The 12277-nt window shown below is 71.9% G+C and carries 11 protein-coding genes; 4 read left to right on the forward strand and 7 right to left on the reverse strand.

Translation table 11 applies throughout. The features are described 5' to 3' along the window. Window positions 1-50: 50 nt before the first annotated feature. The gene (locus tag E1193_RS23765; protein WP_132185411.1) at window positions 51-1079 is read left to right on the forward strand and encodes a phosphotransferase family protein; all 1029 of its coding nucleotides are present in this window, start codon (window positions 51-53) and stop codon (window positions 1077-1079) included. Continuing rightward, complete coding sequence (locus E1193_RS23770; protein WP_132185402.1) at window positions 1079-2299, forward strand: acyl-CoA dehydrogenase family protein; 1221 nt, start codon at window positions 1079-1081, stop codon at window positions 2297-2299. Before E1193_RS23765 ends, E1193_RS23770 begins: the two co-directional genes overlap by 1 nt. A gap of 94 nt (window positions 2300-2393) precedes the next feature. Here the strand turns inward: E1193_RS23770 and E1193_RS23775 are convergent, their stop codons facing one another. The 6 genes from E1193_RS23775 to E1193_RS23800 all read right to left on the reverse strand — a co-directional run bounded on the left by E1193_RS23775 (window position 2394) and on the right by E1193_RS23800 (window position 9056). Next, window positions 2394-3440 (reverse strand): LacI family DNA-binding transcriptional regulator, encoded by a 1047-nt coding sequence (locus E1193_RS23775; protein WP_132185403.1) that lies wholly within the window; start codon window positions 3438-3440, stop codon window positions 2394-2396. An 86-nt stretch (window positions 3441-3526) separates the two neighbouring features. Then, entirely contained in the window at window positions 3527-4960 is a 1434-nt protein-coding gene (locus E1193_RS23780) for a GH1 family beta-glucosidase (RefSeq protein WP_132185404.1), read from the reverse strand. Next, complete coding sequence (locus tag E1193_RS23785; protein ID WP_132185405.1) at window positions 4957-5862, reverse strand: carbohydrate ABC transporter permease; 906 nt, start codon at window positions 5860-5862, stop codon at window positions 4957-4959. Before E1193_RS23785 ends, E1193_RS23780 begins: the two co-directional genes overlap by 4 nt. 10 nt (window positions 5863-5872) lie before the next feature. Next, entirely contained in the window at window positions 5873-6859 is a 987-nt protein-coding gene (locus E1193_RS23790; RefSeq protein ID WP_132185406.1) for a sugar ABC transporter permease, read from the reverse strand. 110 nt (window positions 6860-6969) lie between these two features. Next, a complete protein-coding gene (locus E1193_RS23795) occupies window positions 6970-8271 on the reverse strand; it encodes an extracellular solute-binding protein (RefSeq protein WP_132185407.1) in 1302 nt (433 codons plus the stop codon). A gap of 236 nt (window positions 8272-8507) precedes the next feature. Then, complete coding sequence (locus E1193_RS23800; RefSeq protein ID WP_132185408.1) at window positions 8508-9056, reverse strand: plasmid pRiA4b ORF-3 family protein; 549 nt, start codon at window positions 9054-9056, stop codon at window positions 8508-8510. A 246-nt stretch (window positions 9057-9302) separates the two neighbouring features. Between E1193_RS23800 and E1193_RS23805 the strand changes: the two genes are divergently transcribed. Further along, window positions 9303-10082 carry a pyrimidine reductase family protein gene (locus tag E1193_RS23805; protein WP_132185409.1) on the forward strand — a complete coding sequence of 260 codons (780 nt, stop codon included), beginning with the start codon at window positions 9303-9305 and terminating at the stop codon, window positions 10080-10082. Window positions 10083-10248: 166 nt separating this feature from the next. Continuing rightward, window positions 10249-10638: a hypothetical protein gene (locus tag E1193_RS23810; RefSeq protein WP_132185410.1), complete on the forward strand. Its 390-nt coding sequence runs from the start codon at window positions 10249-10251 to the stop codon at window positions 10636-10638. 4 nt (window positions 10639-10642) lie between these two features. Here E1193_RS23810 and E1193_RS23815 read toward each other — a convergent pair whose 3' ends face one another. Continuing rightward, window positions 10643-12274, reverse strand: a complete 1632-nt coding sequence (locus E1193_RS23815) for a hypothetical protein (protein ID WP_132185412.1) — start codon at window positions 12272-12274, stop codon at window positions 10643-10645. Between the last annotated feature and the right edge of the window lie 3 nt (window positions 12275-12277).

The raw sequence follows: 12277 nt of genomic DNA on the forward strand, positions 1-12277 counted from the left end.
GTGCCGGGCGGGACGGTGCCGGGCGGGACGGTGCCGGGCGGGACGGTGCCCTGAGGGGCCTGGACCTCGCCCGGCTGGCCGGCTACCTGGCCGACCACCGGCCAGAGCTGGCCGCCGCGCCGTTGACCGCCTCGCTGGTCGCCGGCGGCAAATCCAATCTGACCTACCTGCTGCGCTCCGGCGACCACGAGGTGGTGCTGCGCCGGCCACCGCTGGGCCACGTGCTGGCCACGGCGCACGACATGGCCCGCGAGTTCCGGGTGATCTCCGCGCTCGCGCCCACCGCCGTGCCGGTGCCGGCGGCCCTGCACCTGTGCGCGGACGCCGAGGTGATCGGCGCGCCCTTCTACCTGATGGAACGGGTGCCCGGCGAGGTGTTCCGCAGCCGCGCGCAGACCGACCCGCTCGACGGGGCGCGGCGGCGCGAGCTGGCCATGGCGATGATGGACACCCTGGCCGCGCTGCACGCCGTCGACCCGGCCGAGGTCGGGCTGGCCGACTTCGGCCGCCCCGACGGTTACCTCGGCCGTCAGGTCCGCCGCTGGGCAGGGCAGCTCGACCGGTCCCGCAGCCGTCCGATGCCCGGCATCGACGAGCTGCGCGGTCTGCTGGCCCGCAGCGTCCCGGAGAGCGCGAACGCCGGGCGGATCGTGCACGGCGACTACCGCCTGGACAACCTCCTCGCCACCGTCGACCCGGTGTCGGTTCGCGCGGTGCTCGACTGGGAGATGGCCACCCTGGGTGACCCCCTCGCCGACCTGGGCCTGCTGCTGACCTACTGGGACGTACTCGGCGACAGCGACCTCGCCGCCGGCAACCCGGTCGCCGACGGCGTCGGCCCCCGCGCCGGCTTCCCCGTCGGGGCGGAGCTGATCGACCGGTACGCCGGGCGCGGCGACGTCGACGTCGGGCCGTTGCGTTGGCACGTGGCGCTCGGCTGTTTCAAGCTCGCGGTGATCTGCGAGGGCATCCACTACCGACACACCCTCGGGCAGACGCTCGGCGAGGGCTTCGACCGGATTGGCGAGATGGTCGCGCCGCTGGTCGAGCACGGTCTGCACGCGGTCAGGGAGGCATGATGGAGTTCGAGTACGACGCTCGTACGGTCGCGCTACGCGAGCAGTTGTCCGCCTTCCTGGACGAGTGCGTGTACCCGGCCGAGGCGGTGTACGCCGCGCAAATTGCCGCCGCCGGTGACCCGTGGTCCCGTCCGCCGGTGCTGGCGGAGCTGAAGGCCGAGGCGCGCAGGCGCGGCCTGTGGAACCTCTTCCTCCCCGACCCGCGCCACGGCGCCGGGCTGACCAACCTCCAGTACGCGCCGCTGGCCGAACTGACCGGGCGCAGCCCGTACCTGGCGCCCGAGGCGGTCAACTGCGCCGCCCCGGACACCGGCAACATGGAGCTGCTGGCCGAGTTCGGCACGACGGCGCAGCGGGAACGCTGGCTGCGCCCGCTGCTGGAGGGGGAGATCCGCTCGGCGTTCTGCATGACCGAGCCGGAGGTCGCCTCCTCCGACGCCACCAACATCGCCACCCGGATCACCCGCGACGGCGACGAGTACGTGGTGACCGGACGCAAGTGGTGGTCGTCCGGGGCGATGGACCCGCGCTGCGAGATTTTTGTCGTGATGGGCAAGACCAACCCGACCGCGGACCGGCACCGCCAGCAGAGCATGGTGCTGGTGCCCCGGGACACCCCGGGGGTGACGGTCCGCCGCGGCATGACCGTCTTCGGCTACCGCGACGCGCCGCACGGTGGGCACGCCGAGATCGACTTCACCGACGTACGGGTCCCGGCGGAGAACCTGATCGGCGCGGAGGGCAGCGGGTTCGCCATCGCCCAGGCCCGGCTCGGTCCGGGGCGCATCCACCACTGCATGCGGCTGGTCGGCATGGCCGAGCGGGCACTCGAGCTGCTCTGCCGGCGGACCCTGGACCGGGTCGCCTTCGGCCGGCCGCTGGCCGAGCAGGGCGTGGTGCGGGAGTGGATCGCCGAATCGCGGGTCCGGATCGAGCAGGCCCGGCTGCTGGTGCTCAAGACCGCCTGGCTGATGGACACCGTCGGCAACAAGGGCGCGCACACCGAGATCCAAGCCATCAAGATCGCCACTCCGGCGATGGCCGAGTGGGTGATCGACAAGGCCGTCCAGGCGTACGGCGGCGCGGGCGTCAGCCAGGACACCCCGCTGGCCGGGCTCTGGGCCCAGGCCCGCACCCTGCGGCTGGCCGACGGCCCCGACGAGGTGCACCGGGCGTCGCTGGCCAGGCGGGAACTGCGCCGCTGGTCACTCCCCACCTGACCAGCCCGCCGCCGAGGCCGTGGATGAGGCGCACACGGTGACGGTGTCGCGCCGCCGGGACCGACGTCGACGGCAGGTCGGCGAGGTGCCGGTGTCAGGCCGAGGCGCGGTGGATGAGCTGGGTGTCCAGCAGGAGGTGCGGGGTGGGCACCTGCTCGCCCCGGATCCGGGCCACCAGCAGCCGCGCCATCTGCCGGCCCATCTCCTCCACCGGCTGGAAGACCGTGGTCAGCGGCGGATCGGCCTGCCGGGCGACCGGCGCGTCGTCGAACCCGATCACCGCCACGTCGTCGGGAACCCGGCGGCCGGCCTCCCGCAGGGTCCGCAACGCGCCGAACGCCATCAGGTCGGAGGCGACGAAGACCGCGTCCAGGTCGGGGCAGACCTCCAGCAGGCGGCGCATGCCGGCCGCCCCGCTGCCCTCGCTGAAGTCCCCGTACACCACCATGCGCGGGTCGACCTCCGACCCGGTGGCCCGCACGGCGTCCCGGTAGCCGGCGAGGCGGGCCAACCCGGCGCCCATGTCCTGCGGGCCGGCGATGGTGGCTATCCGCTGCCGGCCCCGGCGGGCCAGGTGCTCCACCGCCTGCCGCGCGCCGCCGACGTTGTCCACGTCGACGAACCAGGGCGGGCGCGCGCCCGGCTGCAGCATGCGGGCCGGCCGGCCGCCGAGCACGGTCGGCAGGTCGCGTTCCTCCAGCAGGGTCGGCAACGGGTCGGCGTCGTGCAGGGACAGCAGCAGGACACCGTCGACGTGCTGGTTGGTCAGGTGGTGCTCGACACGTTCCCGCTCGATCGGGGACTGCACCATGGCGAGCCAGAGCTGCAACGGCGTCTCCAGCAGCCCGGAGCTGACGCCCCGGACGATGCCGGCGAAGAACGGCTCGGTGAAGACCCGCTCCCCCGACTCGGAGACCACCAGGGCGACCGAGTCGGTGCGTTGGGTGACCAGAGCCCGGGCCGCGCGGTTCGGCACGTACCCCAGTTCGGCGATGGCCTGCTGGACGGCGGCCCGGGCTTCCGGGCTGACCTGGGGTGAGCCGTTGACCACCCGGGAGACCGTGCCGCGGCCGACACCCGCGCGTGCGGCGACCGCGTCGAGTGTCGGGCGCCCGAGTGATCGGGTGCGCTGCGTTGTCATTGTTTGCTCCTCCGACATCGGGCGGCCCGCCACACCCCGGGGAGGGGGTACGGGGCGGGGCCGCCCGGGAAAGCTCTGGCCTTCGCTTATTGTCCGGCCAGACCGTTGCGTCGGATCACCTCGGCGTACCACCTGGCACTGGACTTTGGGATACGAATCTGGGTGGCATAGTCGATCCAGACCATGCCGAACCGCTTCGTGTAACCCCACGCCCACTCGAAATTATCCATGAGCGACCAGGCGAAGTACCCGTGCAGGGGCACTCCCGCCGCGATGGCCTCGTGCGCGGCCCGCAGGTGGGCGTCGAAGTAGGCGAGCCGGTCGACGTCGTCGACCCTCCCGTCGACCACCTCGTCGACGAAGGCGGAGCCGTTCTCGGTGACGTACAGTGGGAGGTCGGTGTACTCCTCGTGGACCCGGCGCAGCGTTTCCACCAGGCCCGGAGCGTCGATCTCCCAGTCCATGTCGGTCACCGGAACGCCACGGGTGACGAATTGCACGTCCTCGCTGCCCGGCCAGCACGACGGCGCCCGCCAGTACGGCGCCCGCTCCGCCCCCTCGACCGGGGCGGCGACCACATGCCGGCTGTAGTAGTTGACGCCGACCAGGTCCAGCGGGGTGGCGATGGTGGCGAGGTCACCGTCCCGGACGTGCCCGAAGTCGGTGACCTCCTTGAGGTCGGCGACCAGGTCGGCCGGGTACGACCCGCGCAGCAGCGGGTCGAGGAAGAACCGGTTGGCCAACCCGTCGATCCGGCGGGCGGCGTCGGCGTCGGCCGGGTCGTCGCTGGCCGGGGTGACCGGGTAGAGGTTCACCGTGACGCCGAGCTGCGCCTGCGGCCGGGAGGCGCGCAACGCCTGTACGGCCAGACCGTGCCCGAGCATCAGGTGGTGCCCGGCGCGGACGGCGTCCGCCCCGTCGGAGCGGCCGGGCGCGTGCGCCCCGGACCCGTAGCCGAGGAACGCCGAGCACCACGGCTCGTTGAGGGTGGTCCAGTACGTCACCCGGTCGCCGAGTGCGTCGGCGACGAGCTGGGCGTAGTCGGCGAACCGGCCGGCGGTGTCCCGGGCGGGCCAGCCGCCGGCGTCCTCCAGCGGCTGGGGCAGATCCCAGTGGTAGAGGGTCAGCCACGGCTCGATGCCGTGGGTGAGCAGCTCGTCCACGAGCCGCTGGTAGAAGTCGAGGCCCTCGGCGTTGGCCGGTCCCGTACCACCCGGCTGCACCCGGGGCCAGGCCACCGAGAACCGGTACGACCTGAGGCCCAGGTCGGCCATCAACCGGACGTCGTCGGGCATCCGGTGGTAGTGGTCGCAGGCCACGTCGCCGGTGTGCCCGTTGACCACCCGCCCCTCGGTGTGACTGAACCTGTCCCAGATTGACGGGGTACGACCGCCCTCGGTGGCCGCTCCCTCGATCTGGTAGGCGGCGGTCGCCGCGCCCCAGAGGAAGCCGGGCGGGAAGATCAGTTCCGGCCCCTGGTCGAGTACGCCGACGGCGGGCGGGTGGCTGGGGTTGCTCACGATTTGACGGCACCTTCCATGATCCCGCCGATGATCTGGCGGCCGAACAGGACGAACACGACGAACAGCGGAAGGGTAGCGATCAGCGTACCCGCGAAGATCTGGGAGTTGTCCGCGAAGTAGGCGGTGTTGAGGCTGCGCAGCGAGATCTGGACGGTCGGGTTGGTCGGGTCGGCCAGCACCACGAACGGCCAGAAGAACTGGTTCCACTGCTCCATGAAGGTGAGCAGCCCGAGCACCGCGGCGGCGGGGCGCAGCGCCGGCACCACGACGTGCCAGTAGATCCGCCAGGTGGAGCAGCCGTCCACCCGGGCCGCCTCGATCAGTTCGTTCGGCACCGCCTGCTCGGCGTACTGGCGCATCATGAAGATCCCGAAGCCGCCGATGAGGAACGGCACGGTCACCGACGGCATGGTGTTCAACCACTCGAGCTTCGCCATCAGGATGTACAGCGGCAGCACGCCGAGTTGGATGGGGATCATCATCGAGGCGAGGATGATCAGCAGCAGCGCGTTCTTGCCCCGGAACCGCAGCTTGGCGAACGCGAACCCGGCGAGGGAGCCGAAGAAGACCGTGGCCACGGTGATCGTCCCCGAGACCAGGAAGGAGTTCGCCAGGCCGGTGAGGATGTTCGCGTCGCCGTTGTCGAGGACCCGCTGGATGTTCTCGCCCAGCTTGCCGCCGGGCAGGAAGGGCGGCGGCCAGGAGTTCGCCGCGTCGTTGGTGCGCGAGGCGATGACGATCATCCAGTAGAACGGGAACAGGGAGAGCAACACCCCGAGGACGAGCCCGATCCAGGTCAGCGGACTGGCCGTCCAGAGCCGCTCCGCCCGGTGGCGGAGGCCGGGGCGACCGGCCGCCGGGGGCCGGACCACGGGTGGGCGCAGCATCGTACTGGTCATGGCGCAACCCTCACTTGTCCGAGCTGATCCGGCGGGCCAGCAGGTAGTTGACGAACGAGACGGAGGCGATCAGCAGGAAGAGCACCAGCGCTACAGCGCCGGCGTACCCCCAACGGAACCGCGCGTTCATCACGTCGAGCAGGTACATGGTGATGGTCTGGAACTGCCCCTCCGAGCCGCCGGAGAGCGCACCCGAGCCGCTGGTGAACATCAGTGGCTCGGTGAAGAGCTGCAGACCACCGATGGTGGAGATGATCAGCGTGAAGATGATGGTCGGCCGCAACTGCGGAATGGTGATCGACCAGAACTGCCGATGGCGGGAGGCGCCGTCGAGGGCCGCCGCCTCGTACATGTCTCTGCTGATCGACTGCATCGCCGCCAGGTAGATCAGCGCGTTGTAGCCCACCCAACGCCAGTCGACCATGGTGGAGATGGCGAACCACGAGGCGTAGCGGTTGGCCCGCCAGTCGATGGGGTCGATGCCGACGAGGTCGAGCAGCCAGTTCGCCAGGCCGAACTCCCGGGCGTAGAGCATCGAGAAGATCAGCGCCACCACGGCGGTGGAGGTGATGATCGGCATCGCGATGGCCAGCCGGAAGAACATCTGCCCGCGGATCCGGCGGTTCAGCGCGTTGGCCAGCATGAGGGCGATCAGCAGCTGCGGCACGGTGGACATGACGAACATCCCGAAGGTGTTCCACACCGCGTTCCAGAACTGCGGGTCGTTGGTCAGCAGCTCGACGAAGTTGTCCAGGCCTACGAAGCTGATCGTGGCGTTGAGTGGCGACCGGTCGGTCAGCGCGATCCAGACCGTGTAGATGATCGGGTACACGCCGAAGATCGCGAAGAGCACGAAGAACGGCAGGACGAACAGGTACGGCGTGACGCGGAGGTCCAGTCGGGTCAGCCAGGGGAAACCCGAGGGCGTACGCCGCGCGGCACGTCGCGACCGTGACGGGTCCACGCTCGGCGGCGCGGTGGTTTCCAGGGAGCTCATGGGCGGTCCTTAGGGTCGGCGGCGCCGTCAGGGCACCGCGGACGGCGTCCGACGCGGGTTCACGGGTGGCGCCGGGGACCGGCACCACCCGTGAGCGCAGCCGCTTCCGGTTACTTGCCGGCGGCCTCGCCGTTCTTCACCGCGTCCTGCCACGCCGCGTCGGCGGCCTTGCCCTGCTCGACGCTGCGCAGCGCGTTCTCGACCGCGTCGCGGACCGCCTGGTTCTTCGGGCCGAGGTAGACGGGCTTCAGGTCGCTCGCCCCGGCGGCGAAGATCTTGCCGACCGGCGCGTTGCTGAAGTAGTCGTTGGTCGCCTCGGCCACCGCCGGGTCGCTGAGCGCCTGCGGCGAGGACGGCAGGTTGCCGACCTTCTTGAACGCCTCGGCCTGCGACTTGGCGCTGGTCAGGAACTTGGCCAGCTCCGCGGCCTCCTTCGGGTGCTTGCTGGACTTCGGCACGCCCAGGAAGGCGCCGCCCCAGTTGCCTCCGGTGCCGGGGGCCTTGGCCACGTCCCACTTGCCGGCGAACGCGTCACCGGCCTGGCCCTTGATCACACCGGTCATCCACGCCGGGCAGCCGATGGCGGCGAAGGTGCCGTTCTTGAAACCGGTGTTCCACTCGTTGGAGAAGCTCTTGAGGTTGTTCGACAGCCCGGCGCTGATCATCTTGGTGGTCAGGTCGAACGCCGACCTCACGTCCGGGTTGCTGCCGACGACGAGCTGGTTGCTCTTGTCGAAGTAGGTGTAACCGCTGCCGCTGCCGGCGGTCTGCATGAGCACCACGTTGTAGAAGTTCGTCGCGGAGTCGACGAACTTGTTCTTCTTGTCGGCGGCGGCGAACTTCTGCCCGGTGGCGATGAACTCGTCCCAGGTCGGCCAGAGCGCGCCCACCTGCTCCCGGTCGAAGGGCAGTTTGGCGGCCTTGAACAGGTCGCTGCGGTAGCAGATGGCCATCGAGCCGATGTCGGTGCCGAGGCCGAGGACCTTGCCGTCGGGCGTGACGCCCTGCTCCCACTTCCAGGACAGGAAGTTGCCCTTGAGGTCGTTGGCGCCGTGGTCGGCCAGGTTCACGAACTTGTCGGCCTGGGCGTAGAACTGGACGATCGTGCCCTCTTCGAGCGCGACGACGTCACCGGCGCCCGCGCCGGCCGTGATCTGCTGCGTCAACCGGGTGTTGTAGTCACCCAGGCCCAGGCCCTTGCCCCGCTCCTGGATCTTGATGTTCGGGTGCTCGGACTCGTACTGCTTGTAGAGCTCCTCGTACCCGAAGCCCTGGTCGCCGAAGACGTCGACGACCAGCGTGATCGGCCCGTCGCCCGATTCCGAGTCGTTGCCGCAGGCCGTGCCGGTCGCGAGCACGGCGACCGACGCAAGGGCGATCGCCGCGAAGCGGCGGCGTGAGGTGACGCTCATCCTGACCCCTCTTTCAATGTGAGGCTGGGTTTTCGGTGTGGTGGGAAGTGCTGTTCGCGCACCCGCCGAATCACGGGGGATTGTTGGCCGGACCGTCGGGAGTGATCCACGACACGTCCATGGGAACGCTCCCATGAGATTGCCGGGGCGTGACATGGGTGTCAATAGACCGATGGGAGCGTTCCCAGATCGTTACCGCCGATGCCGCTCGCCGCGACAGCGCGCCTAAAGAAGGGTCAGCAGAAGCGCCGCAGAAGCGTGCTCACCCGGCCCGGGTCGAAGGCGTCGGGATCGAAGCCGGAGCCGACCCAGGCGCTCATCACGGCGTGCTCCGGATGGGCGGGATCGGCCAGCGCGGCCCGCAGCGCGGCGTATCCCGACGGCCCGCCGACACCCTCCGGCGGCCCGGCCCGCTCCCCGTCCAGGCAGGCCGGGTACCGCCGGGCGGGGTCGGCGACACACACGTCCTCCACCAGCAGATCGTGCTCCCACCAGTCCTCGAAGTCGTAGACGTACAGCACCCGCGCACCCCGACCCACCACCGCGTCCAGCCGGACATCCAGCTCGTCCCGCAGGCCCAGCTCGCCGTCGGGATCCGGCTGCCCGTACTGCGTCCCGTCGATCTCGAAGGAGTGCAGCCGGCAGTCCCGCCAGCCGACGGAGTGCTGCACCACCCGGTGCACCCGGTCCAGCGTGAAGCCGCCGGGGACCTGCACCCGCCGCCAGACCGCCGGGCGCACCCCGGCCACCGTGATGCGCACCTGGAGGATCCGGCGCGGTGACATGGCCACCGTGTACATCTACCACGGGCGAGCCCCTCGCCCCACCGTCCGGGCCGGGCCCCGGCCCGTCCGCGTCGGCGACGCTCCGGCAATCTCCGGGCCGCGCCCGGCCGCCGCGCACTAGGCTGCCGACATGATCTGCCGAGCGTGCCGGGATCGGCGACACGACGAATGTCCCGGCCGGACGTGGTGCGACTGCCAGCACCGCAGGCCCGAGCCGACCCCTCCGGTGACCGGCCCGGCGGGCGAATGAGCGCCGGTACGCCGATCCGCCGGATCTGGCCGGCGCCCTCGTCCGGTCCTCTGGACGAGGCGGAGCTGACCCACCTCTATCGCCGGGCGGGCCACCCCCGGCTGCGGGTGAACTTCGTGACCAGCCCGGACGGCGCGGTGAGCCTCCACGGCTACTCCGCCGGCCTCTCCGGCGAACCGGACAAGCGGGTCTTCGGGCTGCTGCGAATGCTCTGCGACGGCCTGTTGGTGGCCGCCGGCACCCTGCGCCACGAGGGCTACCGCGCGGTACGCCTGAGCGAGCCACGCCGGGCGTGGCGGCGGGAGCACGGCCTGACCGAGTACCCGACCCTGGTGGTGGTCTCCCGCTCGCTGGCGCTCGACCCGGCTCAGGCCGCGCTCGCCGACGCCCCGGTACGGCCCGTCGTGCTGACCACCGAGGCCGCCGCGCCCCCGGCCGGGCTCACCGACGTGGTCGACCTGGTCCGCCTCGGCGGCGACGCGGTCGACCTCGCCGCCGGCCTGGCCGAGCTGCGCCACCGCGGGCTGGGGCAGCTGCTCTGCGAGGGCGGGCCGCACCTGTTCGGCGCGCTCACCGCCGCGGACCTGGTTGACGAGCTCTGCCTGACCGTCTCGCCGCTGCTCGCCGGGGCCGGCCCGGGACGGATCACCGCGGGCGACCCCAGCGCGCCCCGGCCGCTGGGACTGCGGCACGTGCTGGCCGCCGACGACGGGGTGCTGATGCTGCGCTATGCCCGTGCCGGAGCACCAGCCCCCGCCTCCGCGGCGGCCGGATAGACCGGGTGGACCGGCGGCACGGGCGCGCGCCGCGTGGGCCGAGTCGGCCTGTCCCGGCATCAACCCGCCGACCCGCGCCGACGCCGGTCGCGCCCAGGCGTGGATTCCGCCGCCGGCGCTGCCCAACGTCGGCCACCACCGGCCCGATCGCCTCTAGGCTGGGGAAATGGGCTCCGCTCAGGTCGACGACACCGGCACCGCGCCGGCCAGGCCGCCCCTGCTCGCCGGCGGCCTCCTCGTCGCCGGTGGCGGCGTGGACGTGCTGTCGGCCTGGGCACACACTGTCAGCGACCCCTTCGTCACGATCGGCGAGGAGGGCGTGCGCCACGTCGACATCACCGGCTGGGCCTGGCTGAACGTCGGAGTCGGCGCGGCGGTCACCCTGGCCGGGCTGCTGGTGCTCACCGGGCGTCGAGGCGCCCTACCGGCCGCCGTCGGCGCCGCCGCGCTGGGGATCCTCGTCGGCGTGTTGCTGTTCCCATACGCCCCGATCCGGACGCTGCTGGTGGTGGGGCTCGACGGCGCGGCCGTCCGGCTGCTGCTGCGTCACCGGTGAGGGCTCAGCGGGACTCACAGATCTGCCCCGTCCGCGCCGGGTCCCCCTCCCGGGTCGCCGCCCAGATCGGGTTGAGCGACGCCGCCAGCGAGGGTGCCTGCCAGGCCGCACCCAGCCTCTGCAGCAGCTCGTACTCCTGCCGGGGGCGGCGCACCGGATCACCGGCCAGGAAGTCGGTCACGCGATCGCCGACGGTTTGTCCGCCCACCAGCCCGCCGTGGAACGCCGGTTGCTGGTAGACCGGGATGCGGCTGTACTCCCCCGGCGGGGCCTCGGCGGCGCTGACGGTGGGCAGGAAGGCGATCATCCGCACCCCGCCGACCGGGCAGAGGGTGCGGTTTCGGTAGAAGGGGGCGTCGGCCAGCAGCGAGCGCACGAACGGCGAGTCGGGGGTGTCATCGTGCTCCTGGGCCAGGTTCGCCAGCCAGAACATCCCGCGCAACTGCCAGCCCGTCGCCACGCCCCAGCTCTCGTGACCCGGGGGCGGGTAGTAGCTCCGGCCGGGCTGCACCAGCGGGTCGAACAACACCACGGCCGTCACCGGGCCGGAGGGCAGCCGCTCCAGGAAGGTACGGGCCACCATGGCGCCCTCGCTCTCCCCCAGCAACGCGATCGGCCGGCGGGTGCGCTTGTGCAGCGCGTCGACCTGAGCGGCGAGCAGCGCGCTGCTGGAGTCCAGCGACTGGTGGGTGGCGGCCGGCGCGTACGGCAGGGGCCGTCCCTGCGCGTCCAGGCCCCGGTAGGAGAAACGCTCCACCCGGGGGTCGGCGGCTGGACTGCCGTCCCAACTGGAGTGGTGCCCGCCCAGCACGATCACCGCGTGCGGCACCTTTTCCGGCAGCGGCTCGGACAGGATGGGCGGCCGCCACTGCGTCTGCTCGCCGCCGGCGGCGGCGGCGACCAACGGCGGGGCCCACACCGCGCTGGCCATGGCGAGCACGATGGCGGCGGGCGCGGCTGGCACCCGGGCCCACCGGACCCGGGCGGGCATCACCGCCGCGGCCACCGTCCGCCGCCAGAGCAGGCCGTTCACCACCCCGGCCAGGGCCGCCATGGGCAGCGTCCAGGCGTTCGGCGCCCAGGACATCAGCGCGCCGGCCAGGGTCAGCACCACGAAGTTGAGCCAGGCCCAGCCGACCAGCTCGATCGTGGGCAGCCCACGCCACCAGTCCCCCATGACGCCGGCCCGGACCAGGAACGGGGCGAGCAGCAGCAACGGCACCAACGACGCGAACAGGTACCAGCTCAGCGACACCACGGAGAAGGCCACCGAGAGCGCGGCCCAGGGCGAGACCACCACCGCGGCCAGCAGGGCGACCTCCAGGTTGCGCCGGATCAGCCATCCCCGGTTCGGCCGAGGCACTCCCGCCGGCCAGGCCAGCAGCGTCAGCGCCACCGAGAGCAGCCCCCGGACCAGGGTCACGCCCAGCAGCCCGAGCAGGAAGCTGGCCCACGAGTTGTGGTAGACCAGCAGCCAACGCAGGTCGTGGTACGAGTCGTACGGCCAGATGGCGGTGACCTGCGAGGACAGGCCGCGGGCGGCACGCAGGCCGACGGCGAGCAGCACCGCCTCCTCCACCAGCGGAGGCAGCGCAGCCAGCAGCAGCAGCGCGACCAGCCGACCCCTGGACCCCATGCC

Source organism: Micromonospora sp. KC606 (assembly GCF_004348675.1).
In the GTDB taxonomy this organism is placed as follows: Bacteria; Actinomycetota; Actinomycetes; order Mycobacteriales; family Micromonosporaceae; genus Micromonospora.